The 14,190-nt window shown below is 72.0% G+C and carries 15 protein-coding genes, 1 tRNA gene and 1 pseudogene; 8 read left to right on the top strand and 9 right to left on the bottom strand.

All coding sequences use genetic code 11. The features are described 5' to 3' along the window. Window positions 1-22: 22 nt before the first annotated feature. From QMO56_RS16020 to QMO56_RS16005, 4 genes are all read left to right on the top strand, one after another. Window positions 23-1,420: a replication-associated recombination protein A gene (locus QMO56_RS16020; protein ID WP_283527254.1), complete on the top strand. Its 1,398-nt coding sequence runs from the start codon at window positions 23-25 to the stop codon at window positions 1,418-1,420. Then, window positions 1,417-1,803 (top strand): fluoride efflux transporter CrcB, encoded by a 387-nt coding sequence (crcB, locus tag QMO56_RS16015; protein ID WP_283527253.1) that lies wholly within the window; start codon window positions 1,417-1,419, stop codon window positions 1,801-1,803. Before QMO56_RS16020 ends, crcB begins: the two co-directional genes overlap by 4 nt. 96 nt (window positions 1,804-1,899) lie before the next feature. Beyond that, window positions 1,900-2,877 (top strand): RluA family pseudouridine synthase, encoded by a 978-nt coding sequence (locus tag QMO56_RS16010; RefSeq protein WP_283527251.1) that lies wholly within the window; start codon window positions 1,900-1,902, stop codon window positions 2,875-2,877. A 4-nt stretch (window positions 2,878-2,881) separates the two neighbouring features. Next, window positions 2,882-5,437 carry an AsmA family protein gene (locus QMO56_RS16005; RefSeq protein WP_283527250.1) on the top strand — a complete coding sequence of 852 codons (2,556 nt, stop codon included), beginning with the start codon at window positions 2,882-2,884 and terminating at the stop codon, window positions 5,435-5,437. 82 nt (window positions 5,438-5,519) lie between these two features. Here QMO56_RS16005 and recA read toward each other — a convergent pair whose 3' ends face one another. The 3 genes from recA to QMO56_RS15990 form a co-directional block, all read right to left on the bottom strand. Next, on the bottom strand, window positions 5,520-6,563 hold the full coding sequence (recA, locus tag QMO56_RS16000) for a recombinase RecA (RefSeq protein WP_283527248.1): 1,044 nt from the start codon (window positions 6,561-6,563) through the stop codon (window positions 5,520-5,522). 215 nt (window positions 6,564-6,778) lie between these two features. After that, complete coding sequence (locus QMO56_RS15995; protein WP_283527246.1) at window positions 6,779-8,251, bottom strand: ATP-binding protein; 1,473 nt, start codon at window positions 8,249-8,251, stop codon at window positions 6,779-6,781. A 105-nt stretch (window positions 8,252-8,356) separates the two neighbouring features. Then, the gene (locus QMO56_RS15990) at window positions 8,357-8,587 is read right to left on the bottom strand and encodes a hypothetical protein (RefSeq protein ID WP_283527244.1); all 231 of its coding nucleotides are present in this window, start codon (window positions 8,585-8,587) and stop codon (window positions 8,357-8,359) included. 109 nt (window positions 8,588-8,696) lie between these two features. Between QMO56_RS15990 and QMO56_RS15985 the strand changes: the two genes are divergently transcribed. Further along, window positions 8,697-8,954 (top strand): hypothetical protein, encoded by a 258-nt coding sequence (locus QMO56_RS15985; protein ID WP_283527242.1) that lies wholly within the window; start codon window positions 8,697-8,699, stop codon window positions 8,952-8,954. A gap of 22 nt (window positions 8,955-8,976) precedes the next feature. On the opposite strand, the gene speE is transcribed toward QMO56_RS15985, so the two are convergent. After that, window positions 8,977-9,849, bottom strand: coding sequence for a polyamine aminopropyltransferase (speE, locus tag QMO56_RS15980; protein ID WP_283527240.1), 873 nt, complete (start codon window positions 9,847-9,849; stop codon window positions 8,977-8,979). Between the two features lie 97 nt (window positions 9,850-9,946). Further along, window positions 9,947-10,405, bottom strand: a complete 459-nt coding sequence (gene speD / locus QMO56_RS15975; RefSeq protein WP_283527238.1) for an adenosylmethionine decarboxylase — start codon at window positions 10,403-10,405, stop codon at window positions 9,947-9,949. A 309-nt stretch (window positions 10,406-10,714) separates the two neighbouring features. Between speD and QMO56_RS15970 the strand changes: the two genes are divergently transcribed. After that, a tRNA-Ser gene (locus tag QMO56_RS15970) sits at window positions 10,715-10,805 on the top strand. A 191-nt stretch (window positions 10,806-10,996) separates the two neighbouring features. Beyond that, window positions 10,997-11,593, top strand: coding sequence for a hypothetical protein (locus tag QMO56_RS15965; protein ID WP_283527236.1), 597 nt, complete (start codon window positions 10,997-10,999; stop codon window positions 11,591-11,593). Here QMO56_RS15965 and QMO56_RS15960 read toward each other — a convergent pair. After that, the gene (locus tag QMO56_RS15960) at window positions 11,562-11,816 is read right to left on the bottom strand and encodes a hypothetical protein (RefSeq protein ID WP_283527234.1); all 255 of its coding nucleotides are present in this window, start codon (window positions 11,814-11,816) and stop codon (window positions 11,562-11,564) included. The two genes, QMO56_RS15965 and QMO56_RS15960, sit on opposite strands and share 32 nt — an antisense overlap. 128 nt (window positions 11,817-11,944) lie before the next feature. On the opposite strand from QMO56_RS15960, the gene QMO56_RS15955 reads away from it, so the two are divergent. Then, window positions 11,945-12,931, top strand: a complete 987-nt coding sequence (locus QMO56_RS15955; RefSeq protein ID WP_283527232.1) for a ribose-phosphate pyrophosphokinase — start codon at window positions 11,945-11,947, stop codon at window positions 12,929-12,931. Here QMO56_RS15955 and QMO56_RS15950 read toward each other — a convergent pair. The 3 genes and pseudogenes from QMO56_RS15950 to QMO56_RS15940 all read right to left on the bottom strand — a co-directional run. Continuing rightward, entirely contained in the window at window positions 12,897-13,121 is a 225-nt protein-coding gene (locus QMO56_RS15950) for a hypothetical protein (RefSeq protein ID WP_283527230.1), read from the bottom strand. The genes QMO56_RS15955 and QMO56_RS15950 overlap by 35 nt on opposite strands. Before the next feature lie 12 nt (window positions 13,122-13,133). Next, complete coding sequence (locus QMO56_RS15945; RefSeq protein ID WP_283527229.1) at window positions 13,134-13,964, bottom strand: hypothetical protein; 831 nt, start codon at window positions 13,962-13,964, stop codon at window positions 13,134-13,136. Between the two features lie 127 nt (window positions 13,965-14,091). Then, window positions 14,092-14,190, bottom strand: a pseudogene (locus QMO56_RS15940) (IS5/IS1182 family transposase); the annotation flags it as partial.

Raw genomic sequence — 14,190 nt, 5'->3', positions numbered from 1 at the left:
TCGGCGGCGCTATACTCGCTCCATGCCCCCTCGCCGCCCCGCCCCCGCCGCCCCGACCGACGACCTGTTCGGCGCCTCCTCGCCATCGCCGGAACCGGGCCACCCGGAAGTCCCCGCGCCGGACCGGCCGCTCGCGGACCGCCTCCGGCCGCGCGCGCTGGACGAGGTGGTCGGGCAGGACCACCTGCTCGGGCCGCAGGGCAGCATCACGCGGATGCTGGAGCGGGACGCGCTGGCCTCGCTGATCCTCTGGGGGCCGCCAGGGGTGGGCAAGACCACCATCGCGCGGCTGCTGGCGGAGGCGGCGGGGCTGCGCTTCGCGGCGCTCTCGGCGGTGTTCTCGGGGGTGGCGGACCTCAAGCGCGCCTTCGACGAGGCGCGCGCGCGGCGGCAGGCGGGCCAGGGGACGCTGCTCTTCGTGGACGAGATCCACCGCTTCAACCGGGCGCAGCAGGACGGCTTCCTGCCGGTTGTCGAGGATGGGACCGTCACGCTGGTGGGCGCGACGACGGAGAACCCCTCCTTTGCGCTCAATGGGGCGCTGCTCTCGCGCTGCCAGGTGATGGTGCTGAAGCGGCTGGACGACGCGGCACTCGAAAAACTGCTCGCCCGCGCCGAGGAGGAGGGTGGCCGGCCGCTGCCCGTGGATGCCGCCGCCCGCGCCGTGCTGCGCGCCATGGCCGATGGCGACGGACGCTATTTGCTGAACATGGCGGAGCAGCTTCTCGCCCTGCCGGCCGGGGGGGAGGCGCTGAACCCGGCCGGGCTCTCCGCCCTGCTGGCGAAGCGCGCCGCGCTCTACGACAAGGACCGGGAGGAGCACTACAATCTCATCTCCGCCCTGCACAAGTCGCTGCGCGGCAGCGATCCGGACGCCGCCCTTTACTGGTTCGCGCGGATGCTGGAAGGCGGCGAGGACCCGCGCTACATCGCCCGCCGGCTGACGCGCTTCGCCGCCGAGGATGTCGGCCTGGCCGACCCGACCGCCCTGCCCGCCGCCATCGCCGCCTGGGAGACCTATGAGCGGCTGGGCTCGCCCGAGGGTGAGCTGGCCCTGGCGCAACTGGTGGTGCATCTGGGCACGGCGCCGAAGTCGAACGCCGTCTATGCCGCCTACAACGAGGCGCGGCGGGCGGCGAAGGGAACCGGAAGCCTGATGCCGCCGGCGCACATCCTCAACGCGCCGACCAAGCTGATGAAGCAGCTCGGCTACGGCGCCGGCTATGCCTATGACCACCAGGAGGCGGAGGCCTTCAGCGGGCAGAACTACTTTCCCGATGGTATGGAGCGGCAGCAGTTCTACCGCCCCGCCGGCCGCGGCGCCGAGGCGCGCATCCTGGAGCGGCTGGAACGCTGGGCCGAACTGCGCGAAAAGCGCAGCGGCGCCCGGAGCGCCCGGCCATCGAAGGAGCAAGGATGAGCGGATTTTCGCCGGCGCTGCTGGCCCTGGTCGCGCTGGGGGGGGCGGCCGGATCGGTGCTGCGCTACTCGGTCGGGCTGTGGTGCACCGCCTGGTTCGGCACCGCCCTGCCCTGGGGCACCCTGGCGGTGAACGTGATCGGCAGCGGCCTGATCGGCATCCTGGGCGGCGCCATGCTGGGCGGAATGCCCCTTCCGAACGAACTCCGCCTGCTGCTCATCACCGGCTTCCTGGGCGGCTTCACCACGTTTTCGGCCTTCTCGCTGGACGTGGGCGTGCTGTGGTCGCGTTCGCCGGCCTGGGGCCTCGGCTATCTTCTGGCGACCGTTCTGCTGGGCCTCGGCGCCTTCGCCCTTTGCTTCACCCTGACGCGGCGCTTCTGACGGCCGCGTGGCGCGCGGCTCACCCTCCGGCGATCGAGGGTCGAGCCGGGCGGCTTCCGCTGGTAGAAGCCCCTTCGCACGAGTATCGAGACTGTCATGCCCATCGAGCACCGCATCGTCCAGGCGGCGGACGCCGACTCCCGGCTGGACCGCTGGTTCCGCCGCCATTTCCCGCAGGTCACCCAGGGCGCGCTGCAGAAGCTGCTGCGCACCGGGCAGATCCGCGTGGACGGCAAGCGGGCCGAGACGAACACCCGCCTCGCCCGCGGCCAGGAAATCCGCATCCCGCCCTTGCCCGAGGGGCCGGCCCCCGAGACCGCGCCGAAGGAGCGGCCGGTGACGGAGGAGGATGCCCGCGCGCTGGAGAAGATGATCCTCTACCGCGACGACAGCGTCATCGCGCTCAACAAGCCGCATGGGCTGCCGGTGCAGGGCGGGCCGAACATCAAGAAGCACCTGGACGGCATGCTGGACGCGCTGCGCTTCGGCCATGAGGAGCGCCCGCGGCTGGTGCACCGGCTCGACCGCGACACCTCCGGCGTGCTGTTGCTGGCGCGCGATGCCTTCGCGGCCAAGCGCCTCGCCGCCGCCTTCCGCGGGCGGGACGCGGAGAAGACCTACTGGGCCATCGTGGTCGGCCAGCCGCAGTACCAGGGCGGGCGCATCGACATGCCGCTGGCCAGGACCGGCGGGCCGCAGGGCGAGCGCACCGCCCCCGCCCAGGGCAAGGACGGCGTCCACGCCATCACCGAGTTCAACACGGTGGACGTGGCCCGCCGGCACGCCACCTGGCTGGAGCTGAAGCCGCTCACCGGCCGCACGCACCAGCTGCGCGTCCATTGCGCCGCCGCGCTGGAATGCCCGATCCTGGGCGACGGCAAGTATGGCGGGCAGGCCGCGCATCTGGAGGGGCTGCCGCACGCACTCCATCTGCACGCGCGCAGCATCCGGGTGCCACACCCCGAAGGCGGCAGCCTGGAGGTTTCCGCGCCGCTGCCGCCGCACATGCTGGAAACCTTCGGCTTCCTCGGTTTCGAGAAGCCGCGCACGCCGCAGCCGAAGCGGAGGGTCTGACCGGATGGCCGCGCCCCGCCGCCGCGGCCGGCTGCTGCTGGTCGGCGGTGTCATCCTCGTCGGCGTGCCGGCCCTGGCCTGGGGCGGGCTCAACCTGCTGCTGCGCGATTCGGTGCTGCGGCCGCGCCTTGTCGCCGCGGTGGAGCAGGCCACCGGGCGGCAACTGACGCTTTCCGGCCCCGTGGGCGTCAAGCTCTCCCTGGTGCCGACCATCACGCTGGAAGGCGTCGCCCTCGCCAATGCGCCCGGCGGCAGCCGGCCGGAGATGCTCACCGCCCGGCGGGTGGAAGCGGAGCTTGCTCTCTTTCCCCTGCTGTCGCGCCGGCTCGCCTTCCAGCACGTCACGCTGATCGAGCCCGACCTGCTGCTGGAACTGGATGCCTCCGGCAACGGCAACTGGCGATTCGGGCCGCCGCGGCCGCAGAGCCCCGGCGGGGCGTCCCCGGCGCAGGCCGGCAGCGAGGAGGCCATACTGATGCCCTCCGTCGCCGCCGTGGACATCGAAGGCGGCAAACTCACCTGGCGGGACGCCCGGAGCGGCCGGGCGGAGGTGCTGGGCGTCCAACACTTCGCGCTGCGCGCCGCGGCGCCCGCCGCGCCGCTCACCTTCCAGGGTGCCTTCGGCCTGCGGGGCCTTGATCTGGCGGCCGAGGGCAGCACCGGTCCCCTGCCCCGGCTGCTCGGCGCCAGCACGGAGCCGGCGGACTGGCCGTTGCGGCTGTCGCTGACCGCCCCCGGCCTGCAGGCCGTGCTGGACGGGGGCATGCGGCAGCCCGAGGCGGCGGCGGGATGGCATGCCCACCTGGAGGCCTCCGCCGACCGGGCGGAGCGGCTGGCCCCTCTCCTGCCCGACCTGGCGCTGCCGCCGCTGACCGGGCTGCGGGTCACGGCGGACATGGCCGATGCGGGCCAGGGCGCCTTTCCCGCGGTGCAGGCCCTGCACGCCAGTGTCGCGGGCGGTGATCTGGGCCGGTGGCTGCCGGGCCTCAGCCTGGGTTCCGCCAGCCTCGATGCCGCGGGCGCGGACCAGCCGCCGGCCCTCTCGGCCGCCCTCGACCTGCGCGGCCTGCCGCTGCAGGCCAGAGGAGAACTGCCGCCGCTCACCGCGCTGCGGGACGGTGCCGCCGGGCCGCTGCGCCTGACGCTCAGCGGCCCGGGCATGACGGCGCGCTTCGAGGGCAGCCTGCCCGCCCGGGGAGCAGGCGACGGCAGCGGGACGCTCTCCGCCGAGGTTGCCGATACCGCGCCGCTGCTGGCGGCCTTCGCGCTGCCCGCCCCACGGCTGACGGAAGCCCGCTTTTCCGCCGGCCTTGCCCTTTCCGGCAGCCGGTTCACGGCAAGCGACCTGCACCTGCAGGCGCGCGAGGCGGTGCTGGAGGGCGAGGCGGCATTCCGGCGGGACCAGCCGCGCCCGGCCGTCGCGGGCCGCCTGACGGTGGAGCGGCTCGATCTCGATGCCCTGCTGGCCCCGGTGCCGGCCGGCACGCCGGCTCCGCCCGTTTCCACCACGCCGGAAGCTGCCACGCCGGCGGTGCCGCCGCGCCCTCCACTGCCACCCAGGGCATCCGCTCCCGGCCGCGTCATCCCCGCCCTGCCCCTTCCGCTGGCGCCGCTGCGGCAGCTGGAGGCGGATTTCCCGCTGCAGGTTCAGGAGCTCCGCGCCGGCGGCGTCACCTACCGCGACCTCAGCACCCATGTGCAACTGGCGGCGGGGCGGCTCGGGCTGGACCCGCTCGCCGTCACCCTGCCGGGCGGCCGGCTCGCCGGCAGCCTGACGGCCGACGCGGCCGCGGAACCGCCACGCCTGACCCTTGCGGCGCGCCAGGAGGGCGCGGGGCTGGACCTGCGCCCGATGCTCCAGGCCTATGGCCTGCCGCCCCAGGCCAGCGGGCAGGTCGAGCTGGACACGGCCCTGCAGGGTGCCGGGGCCGACCTGCAGGCGCTGGCGGCAAGCCTGAGCGGCCATTTCGGACTGGCGCTCGCCAACGGCCAGATCGACAACCAGCTGCTGGAGCGCCTGGGCGGCGGCCTGCGCAAGGCGCTGGTGCCCAACGCTCCCAACGCAGGAAGCACCGCCCTGCGCTGCGTCGCCCTGCGGCTGAACCTGCAGGATGGCGTGGCCCATCCCCAGGCGATGCTGATCGAAACCGCGCTGGCCGACGTGGTGGGCAGCGGCGAGATCAACCTGCGCGACGAAAGCCTGGCGCTGCGCCTCCTGCCGCAGGTGCGGATCGGCGGCGTGGGGCTGACAGCGCCGGTGCTGGTCGGCGGCAGCTTCGCCAATCCAAGCTATCGGCTCGATCCGTCCGGCGCGGCGGCGGCGGCGGCCGGCATCGTGGGCGACCTCGTGGGCCGCCAGATGGAAGGGCAGGACAGTGCCCTGGGCCAGCTCGCGCAACAGCTTGCCGGGCGTGGCACCGGCCGCCTGCCGGACTGCGCGCAGCAGCTCGCCGTGGCGCGCGGCGGCCGCCAGGGGCCGGTGCCGCCGGAGCAGCCGCAGCGCAACGGAACCCGGCAGAACAGCCCGCTCGACCTGCTGCGCGGGCTGCTCGGGCGTTGAAACGGCAAGAGGGGCGCTCGCGCGCCCCTCTTCCGATGCGAAACCCGCCCTCTTCCGATGCGAAACCCGAAGGGGTGGCGGCTTACTCCGCCGCCGCCTCGTCGCTCTCGCCGCTGTCCGGGCTGACCATCATGCTGTTGGCGACGATGCCGGCCTGCTCGCGGATGCGCTTCTCGATGCTGTCCGCCATGGCGGGGTTGTCCCGCAGGAACTGCTTGGCGTTCTCGCGCCCCTGGCCGATGCGCTGGCTGTCGCAGCTGAACCAGGCGCCCGACTTCTCCACCACGCCGGCCTTCACGCCGAGGTCGATCAGCTCGCCGACCTTGGAGACGCCCTCGCCATACATGATGTCGAACTCGACCTGCCGGAACGGCGGCGCCATCTTGTTCTTCACCACCTTGACGCGGGTCTGGTTGCCGGTGACCTCCTCGCGGTCCTTGATCTGGCCGATGCGCCGGATCTCGAGGCGGCAGGAGGCATAGAACTTCAGCGCGTTGCCGCCCGTCGTCGTCTCCGGGTTGCCGAACATGACGCCGATCTTGAGCCGGATCTGGTTCAGGAAGATCAGCAGCGTGTTGGAGCGCGAGACGGAGCCGGTCAGCTTGCGCAGCGCCTGCGACATCAGGCGGGCATGCAGGCCGACATGGCTGTCGCCCATCTCGCCCTCCAGCTCGGCGCGCGGCACCAGGGCGGCGACGCTGTCCACCACCAGCACGTCCACCGCGCCGGAGCGCACCAGCGTATCGGCGATCTCCAGCGCCTGCTCGCCGGCATCGGGCTGGCTGATCAGCAGGTTGTCCACGTCCACGCCGAGCTTGCGGGCATAGCCGGGGTCGAGCGCGTGCTCGGCGTCGATGAAGGCGCAGGTGCCGCCGCGCTTCTGCGCCTCGGCGATGGCATGCAGCGCCAGCGTCGTCTTGCCCGAGCTTTCCGGACCATAGACCTCGACGATGCGGCCCTTGGGCAGGCCGCCGATGCCGAGCGCGAGGTCCAGGCCCAGCGAGCCGGTGGGGATGACCTCCACCTCGTCCGACTGCTGCTTGGCGCCCATGCGCATGATCGAACCCTTGCCGAAGGCCCGTTCGATCTGGCTGAGCGCGGCGTCGAGCGCCTTGTTCTTGTCCATTCTGGAATCCCTTCGCCGACTGGCGATCTCACTGTCTGCGGCGGCCTGCGCGGCCTGGCGCCGCCCGCCCGGGCGCCAGGCCTTCCGGCCCGTTCTCCGGCCCGCGAACAGAATGCGGCACTTCCGATGGCACACCAAGGGAGAGCAGGCATCCGCCGCGGCGCGGGTTTCGTGTTCGCTATATGTTCACATCTCAGCCGTTCCGCAAGGGGCAATCAGGCCTCCACCAGCGCCTTCACGGCCTCCACCAGTTCGGCGGGGCGATAGGGTTTGGCAAGGTACTTCATGCCCGATTCGTCGAGGCCGTTCTGCACCACGGAGGCCGCGTAGCCGCTGACCAGCAGCACCGGCAGGCCCGGGAAACGCTGGCGCAGCTCCGAGGCCAGCGCCACGCCACCCATTCCGGGCATCATCACGTCGGAGACCACGGCGACCGGCGCAAGGGCCGTCTCCTCCACCAGCGCCAGGGCGGCCTCGCCGTCCTCCGCCACCACCACCTCCCAGCCGGCGCGGCGCAGCGCGCGTTCCGCCAGGCTGCGCAGCGGCGCCTCGTCCTCGACCAGCAGCAAGGGGCCGGTGCCCTGGCGGGGCGGTGGAGGCGCCGGCGCGGCGGCAGCGGCCTTCACCGCGACGGGCTCCGTCTCCTCGACGCGGGGGAGCAGGATGCGAATCCGGGTTCCCCGTCCCGGCGCGCTGTCCACCAGCAGATGGCCGCCGGACTGCCGGACGATGCCATGCACCGTCGCCAGCCCGAGGCCCGTGCCGCCCTGCTGCGCCCGGCTGGTGAAAAACGGCTCGAAGATGCGGGACAGCAGCTCGGGCGGAATGCCGGTGCCGGTATCCGCCACCTCCAGCACCGTCCAGCGCCCCGGAGGCACTTCCTCCGGTCCTCCGGCAAGCGGCTCCAGCAGCAGCGCGCGGCCGGTCGAGAGGGTCAGCCGGCCGCCCTCCGGCATGGCCTGACGGGCGTTCATGGCCAGGTTCATCAGCACGCGGTCGAGCTGGGAGGGGTCGATCCGCACCATCCGGCCCGGCTCGTCCAGCGTCACCTCCAGGCTGATCTGGCGCCCCAGCAGCGGCCGGAGCAGCCGTGCCATGCCTTCCACCGCGCCATTCAGGGAGACGAGCTTCGGCGCCAGCACCTGCTGCCGCGCATAGGCCAGCAACTGCCGCACCAGCGCGGCGCCACGCTGCGCCGCCTGCCGGATCTGCTCCAGCTCGCCCGCCACGGCGGGATCGGGCGAGGGCCCGAGGCTGCTCGTGGCGTGGTCCGCCGCGCCCAGCACCACGGCCAGCAGGTTGTTGAAGTCATGCGCGATGCCGCCCGCCAGCCGGCCAAGCGCCTGGAGGCGGTCGCTCTCGGCCATTTCCGCCGCCATGGCATGCCGCTGCGTGACGTCGTGCAGCAGCAGGACCATGCCGCGATCGGGCATGGCGATGCCCTTCGGCGCGACGGGATGGCCGGCCCGCCCCTCCGGCGCCACGAGCCGAAGCTCGGCGGGAGCGGCCCCGCCCTGCAGCCAGGCGGCGAGGGCCGGGCGCGAGGCGGCGGCGAAAAGACGTTCCGGGGCCATGCCGGGCCGCACCGGCTGCATCGGCCCCAGCGCCAGCAGCAGCGCCCGGTTGGCGGCCAGGACACGCTTCTCCGCATCCAGCAGCAGGGCCGCGTCGGGAAGGTGCTCGAACAAGGTGGCGCCATCCGGCGGGGCGGCCCTGCGCCGCCGGGGATTCCATCGCCGCCAGGATTCGCGCACCGCCCACATGGAGGCGCTGATTATCACACGCGCGTGAAGTCAGGAATGATCCTGGTCCAGGCGCGCGAGGGTTTCCGCCAGGACGTCCTGGCTGGCCTGGAGCACGGTGCGGTTGGCCTTTCCCTCGCCCGGCTCCGCCCGCGGCGGGAGGGGCACCGCCCCGGGCTCCCCGCCGACCGGCGCGGCGATGGACAAGGCCAGCCGCAGAAGGCGCTCCGGCTCCGCCTGGAGACGCCGCAGGCAGAACGCCAGGGCTTCATCGATTTCCATCCGCCGCTCCTCTTCTCGTGCGGCGGAGGGTGCGCGCCCGCCCTCAAAAAAAGCGTAAAGGCGCACGGTTCATACGGATTGGTAATCTGGCGCGCCTTACGGTGGCGCCATGGATGCCCCCGCACTCCCTGCCTTGCTGGCCGCGATCGAGCGGCTCGACGCCATGCTGGCGCTGGCTCTGGCCTTCGCCCAGGCGGGGCGCCGCCTGGACCTTGAAGGGCTCGACGCGGAGATCACCGCGCTCTGCGCCGCCATCCTGACCCTGCCGCGCGAGCAGCGTGGCGCCTTCGGCGGCGCCTTGATGGGCCTGCAGGCGCGGATTCTCGCCCTGCAGGCCGGCACGATGTCAGACCTGGCCGGGGCGTAGGCGCCCGGCCTTCCTGCCGCCCTCAGCCCTGCTTCGGCAGGTGCTTGCTGATGTAGGGCGGCAGGTTGAAGGCGCCGGTGTGGATCGCCGGCGTCCAGTACTCCGTCTGGCCGAGGATGCCGGCAGCCTCGGCGCGGGCGCGGATGGTGGCCGTGTCCACCTGCCGCAGCGTGGCGTCCTTCGCCGCCCAGCCCAGCGTCATGAAGCCGCCGACATAGGTCGGCACGGCGGCGACATAGGCCCAGATATCCGGGAACACCTTGCCACGGCGGAGGCTGGTCTCGGCCAGTTCCTCCGCCTGCATGGCCGGAACGCCGCACTGGTTGACGATCAGCCCGCGGTCGGAGAGCAGCCGCGCGGCATTGGCGTAGAACTCGTCGGTGAACAGGACCTCGCCGACGCCGATCGGGTCGGTGCTGTCCACGATCACCACGTCGAAGCTGCCCGCCTCGGCCTTGCGGACATAGTCGATGCCGTCGGCCACCAGCACCTCGGCGCGCGGATCGCTCCAGGCGTCGCCGGCGATGCCGGGCATGTACTCCTTGGCCAGGCGGATCACCTCGCCATCGATCTCGACCATCACGGCCTTCTCGACGTTCCGGTGCTGCAGCACGCGCTTCAGCACGCCGCCGTCGCCGGCGCCGATGATCAGCACGCGCTTCGCCTCGCCATGGGCCAGCAGCGGCACGTGGGTCAGCATCTCCTGGTAGACGAACTCGTCCTTCTCGGTGATCTGCACGACGCCGTCGAGCAGCATCACGCGGCCATGCGTGTAGCTCTCGAACACCATGATATCCTGGAAGTCGCTCTGCACGCGGGCCAGCTCGCGCTTCACCAGGAAGCGCTGGCCCCATTCGGGGTACAGAGTCTCGTTCACCCAAGAATCGGTCGGCATGGCGGTATTTCCCCGGAATCAGCAAAAGAGGGCGGGATCCTGCGATCCCGCCCCCAGTTTCGTCACGCGACGCGCGGCGTCACGTGAAAGGCTGTGGTCAGCCGATCAGGCCGCGCTTGTGCTCGGCGAGCTGCACGCGCTCGGGCAGGAAGCCCTTCTTCAGCACCGGCACCGCGTTGTACGGGTTACAGTCCCCGCAAACGAAGATGTCCAGCGCCGCATAGGCGCGCTCCGGCCAGGTGTGGATCGAGACATGGCTCTCGGCCAGCACCAGCACGCCGCTCACTCCGCCATTCGGCGAGAAGTGGTGGAAGTGCCCGTGCAGGATCGTCGCGCCGGTCGCGATCGCCGCCTCGCGCAGCACGGCGTCGATATGCGCGGGGTCATCGAGGTTCGTGGCGTCCCAAAGATCGACGATCAGGTGCGTGCCGGCAAAGCGCACGCCGTCGCGCTCGACGAAGTAATCCTTCGCCTCGCCGTTCGGGCTGTTAACAGACTGGGCTTCGCTCGGGCTGTAATCCGAAACCATCCCCAGCGGAGAAACGAGAGCGTCCATGGTGCGGGGGCTCCTTCCCACCAGAAGATGACCAAGGTGATCGTGGATCGATCAGGTCAACGGAGGGCGCATATGGGGCAATGCTCCCCACGCCGCAAGGAAAATCGGGACCTGAAGGCCGAAAAAATCGCGGGTCCTGCCTGCGTAAGGCGCGGATCTCGTCGCGCCGAGCTACTTCCTTCCCGCAAATGCCCCCCGTCCTCCCCGCCCTCCTTCGGAAAAACTCCAGTCCCTTTGGGAATGAGGATCTCGCAGTGCAAAACCCCCTTGCCGCCCCGGCGAAGCCTGCTATACCCCGCCGCCTGCGCTGGATGGGTGGCCGAGCGGTCGAAGGCGCACGCCTGGAAAGTGTGTATACCTCAAAAGGGTATCGTGGGTTCGAATCCCACCCCATCCGCCATCTCCGGCATCCCTGAAAACCCGTTCCGCTCCGGCCCCGCCCGAGCGAAGGCCACGGCCTGTCCGCGGTCCGGGCAGCGGAGCCTGCCGGGCCTCCCCTGTGAATCGGCGGGCCGGCACCCCAAGTGAGGGGTCTATTTTCGTGGCGACACGGATTTTCCTGCCTGCGCGCGAGGGATGGAGTTCACCGCCATGCTGCACGCCCTTCGCGCTGCCGCCCCGCTGCTGCTGGCTGCCTGTGGCACCGTCCCCGCGGCCTACCCGCTCCGGCTGGCCCCTCAGCAGGACGTCGCGGTGACCTATCGCCTGAGCGGGGCGCAGGGCGCCCTGATGCGGCGTTCCTGGCTGGCCGCGGAGGCGCGGCTGCGGGTGGAGTTCGGGCCGGTGCCGGGGCGTGCGGGCTATACGATCCTGGACGGGCGTGGAAAGCGCGCCTTCATGGTGTCCGATGTGGCGCGCACGGTCACCGTTCTGCCCTGGCCATCCGAGGCCGGCCTTCAGGACCCCGCCCTGCGCGCCGACGCCCGCTTTCTCCGCGAGGGACAGGAACGCATTGCCGGCGCACCCTGCATCCTCTGGCGAATCGAGCCGCCCGGAGCGCCGCCGGTGCGCGCCTGCATCACCGCGGATGGCGTCCTGCTGCGCAGCGAGACGGAGATCGAGGGGCACCGGCTCGCGCGCGAAGCCATCGAGCTTCGCTATGGCCCCCAGGAACCGGCGCGCTTCCACCCGCCGGAGGGCTACGCGGTGATCGACCTCACGACGGGCCTTCCCGCGCACCGGCTCTGAGCCCGCGGCATGGCGCGGTCAGGCCCGATCCGGTTCCCTGCCCGTGCCGCTTGCATTCGGCGAGCAGGTCGTTGCGCGTGTCCGGAAGGCGCCGGACGAAGAGGCTGAAGACCGCCTCCTCCAGCATCCCAAGCACCAGATAGGCGCGTGCCATCCGCAGTTCGTAGAGGTCGGTGAACAGCGCGCCCTGCGGCGCCATTGCATCGGGCAGGCCGGGCGGCATAGCCTTGTTCTCCCCTGGCGGGCTGCGCTGGCCGCGCCGGAGCGGATCCGGCTTTCCCGCTCGGAACCTCGGGCCCAGACCACGGCCCGTTCGCGGGCAGCGCGAGGCTGCAGGGCAAGGAGGCCATCATGCACCTGTTCGCGCTGGGTGACGACAGCCACGAACTCGGTGGGCGGGTCGCCGCCGCGCTCGGCATTCCACTCGCCGCGCATGAGGAGCGCAGCTTCGAGGACGGCGAACACAAGGCGCGTCCCCTGGCCAGCGTGCGCGGCGGCGACGTCTATGTCCTGCACAGCCTGCATGGCGGGCCGCGCGAGAGCCCGAACGACAAGCTGTGCCGCCTGCTGTTCTTTCTTGGCGCCGTGCGCGACGCGGGCGCGGCACGGGTGACGGCAGTCGCCCCCTACCTCGCCTATGCGCGGAAGGACCGCCGCACCAAGCCGCACGACCCCGTCACCACCCGCTATGTCGCGCAGTTGCTCGAAGCGGTGGGCGTGGATGCCATCCTGACCCTGGAGGTGCACAACCTGGCCGCGTTCCAGAATGCCTTCCGCTGCCGCGCGGAGCATCTGGACAGCCGCGCCCTTTTCGCCCCCCGGCTGCGCAGCCTGGTCGGCACCGCGCCGGTCGTGGTGGCCTCGCCCGACCCCGGCGGCGTGAAGCGCGCGCAGCTCTTCCGCGAGCAGTTCGAGCGGATGCTGGGGCGGGAGGTCGGTGACGCCTTCATGGAGAAGCGCCGCAGCGGCGGCGTGGTGAGCGGCGAACACCTCGCCGGCGAGGTGCGCGGCGCCACGGTGGTGGTGGTGGATGACCTCATCAGCACCGGCGGCACCATGCTCCGCGCGGCGGAGGCCTGCCTGGCGCAGGGGGCGGCGCGCGTCCTGGCCGTTGCCGCGCATGGCCTGTTCACCGGCGCCGCCGCACAGGCGATCGGTTCCCCCGCGCTCGCCCGCGTCCTGGTGAGCGACAGCGTGCCGCTCTTCCGCCTTCCGCCGGTGCTGCACGGGCCGCGCGTCGAGGTGGTGAGCGCCGCGCCGCTCTTTGCCAAGGCGATCCGGCGGTTGCACGAGGGCGGTTCACTTACGACGCTGCTGGAGGATGGCGGCGCAGGCTAGCGCAGGCGGCCTCGGCGCTCGCCAGGTAGCGCAGCGCCTGTGGCCGCCACTTCGCGGGCTCGCGCGGTTCCGGCTCCTGCAGGTGCGCGACCGCCAGCCGCGCGCGGAGGCAGGCCCGGAAGGCGGTGTAGAAGGCCAGCAGCCGCTCCGGCGGAGGCCCGCCCAGGGCCGCCGCGCAGCGCTCCAGCACCTGCGCTCCCGCCTAGGCGCCGCCCGGGATCAGCGTGCATTCCAGCGCCAGGAAGGCCAGTTCCTCGAAGGGATCGAGCAGCCGGAAGCCGCGGTCGAACTCGATGCAGTCGATCACCGCCGGCGGCTCGCCGAGGAAGACGTGCTCGGGGCGCAGGTCGCCATGGCCTTCGACGACACGGCCGGCGCGCAGCGGCGCCAGCAGCAGGTCCCGTTCTCCGGCCAGGCAGGCGTCCAGTGTGTGGAGCGCCGCGGCCACCGCGTCATGCGGCAGGCCATGGGCACCCTCGTGCAGGGCGCGGCGGTTGAGCGCCAACTCCCGGGCGAAGCGACCGAGATAGGCCGCCTCCGGTACATGCTCGGGCGGCGCAGCGGCGTAGAAGGCGGCCAGATGGTCGGCCGCGCGCCCGACCTCCCCGGCCGTGGCCGTGTGGCCTTCGAGGGCTGCATCGAGCATCCGCGCGGCGGGCAGGCGCCGCATCTGCACCAGCCAGTCCACCGCCATGCCGGTGCCGCCAAGCCGCAGCGTGCCATCGGTCGCGCGCGTGAGCGGCACGAGGGCGAGGTAGACATCCGGCGCCAGCCGCCGGTTGAGGCGCAGTTCCTCGCCGCAGAAGTGCCGGCGCCGGGCCAGGCTGCGATAGTCCAGGAAGGGGTGGACGACCGGCTTCTTCAGCTTCCAGGCGAAGGATGCCGTCAGAAAGATCCAGGACATGTGCGTCTCCCGCACCTCCACCGTGGCGGGCGCCTCTGGGTAGGCCCGCGGTGAGCGCAGGAAAGCCACCTTCTCGTCCAGGCCGGGTGGCGGCGGCGGTGGCTGCGGAGGCGGAGGCGGGATCGTCATTGGCCGCATCCGCGCAGCTTGCCTCCTGGCGCCGCGACGCGGGATGATATCGATCAGGCCACGCATTCTCTGACGCAGGTCATGGCGCCGGATCATGCCAGCAGCGTTCTAGGCGGTGGTGACGATTTCAGCGGAGTAGGATGGCGATTGAGGCGAGCAGAACGAAGCCGCGGAAGTTGGCGAGGAGCTTGTCGTAGCGGGTTGCGACGCGACGGAACTGCTTGAG

The sequence above is a fragment of the Roseomonas sp. E05 genome, assembly GCF_030063475.1.
Taxonomy (GTDB): Bacteria; Pseudomonadota; Alphaproteobacteria; order Acetobacterales; family Acetobacteraceae; genus Pseudoroseomonas.
This window is presented reverse-complemented; position numbering and strand designations above follow the sequence as displayed.

Coding starts and splice junctions, on each gene's coding strand:
- speD (WP_283527238.1), bottom strand. CDS start 10,405: ATGGACGCTCTCGTTTCTCCGCTGGGGATGGTTTCGGATTACAGCCCG.
- QMO56_RS15990 (WP_283527244.1), bottom strand. CDS start 8,587: ATGGAAATCGATGAAGCCCTGGCGTTCTGCCTGCGGCGTCTCCAGGCG.
- QMO56_RS16005 (WP_283527250.1), top strand. CDS start 2,882: ATGGCCGCGCCCCGCCGCCGCGGCCGGCTGCTGCTGGTCGGCGGTGTC.
- crcB (WP_283527253.1), top strand. CDS start 1,417: ATGAGCGGATTTTCGCCGGCGCTGCTGGCCCTGGTCGCGCTGGGGGGG.
- QMO56_RS15955 (WP_283527232.1), top strand. CDS start 11,945: ATGCACCTGTTCGCGCTGGGTGACGACAGCCACGAACTCGGTGGGCGG.
- speE (WP_283527240.1), bottom strand. CDS start 9,849: ATGCCGACCGATTCTTGGGTGAACGAGACTCTGTACCCCGAATGGGGC.
- QMO56_RS15960 (WP_283527234.1), bottom strand. CDS start 11,816: ATGCCGCCCGGCCTGCCCGATGCAATGGCGCCGCAGGGCGCGCTGTTC.
- QMO56_RS15965 (WP_283527236.1), top strand. CDS start 10,997: ATGCTGCACGCCCTTCGCGCTGCCGCCCCGCTGCTGCTGGCTGCCTGT.
- QMO56_RS15985 (WP_283527242.1), top strand. CDS start 8,697: ATGGATGCCCCCGCACTCCCTGCCTTGCTGGCCGCGATCGAGCGGCTC.
- recA (WP_283527248.1), bottom strand. CDS start 6,563: ATGGACAAGAACAAGGCGCTCGACGCCGCGCTCAGCCAGATCGAACGG.
- QMO56_RS16010 (WP_283527251.1), top strand. CDS start 1,900: ATGCCCATCGAGCACCGCATCGTCCAGGCGGCGGACGCCGACTCCCGG.
- QMO56_RS15945 (WP_283527229.1), bottom strand. CDS start 13,964: ATGACGATCCCGCCTCCGCCTCCGCAGCCACCGCCGCCGCCACCCGGC.
- QMO56_RS16020 (WP_283527254.1), top strand. CDS start 23: ATGCCCCCTCGCCGCCCCGCCCCCGCCGCCCCGACCGACGACCTGTTC.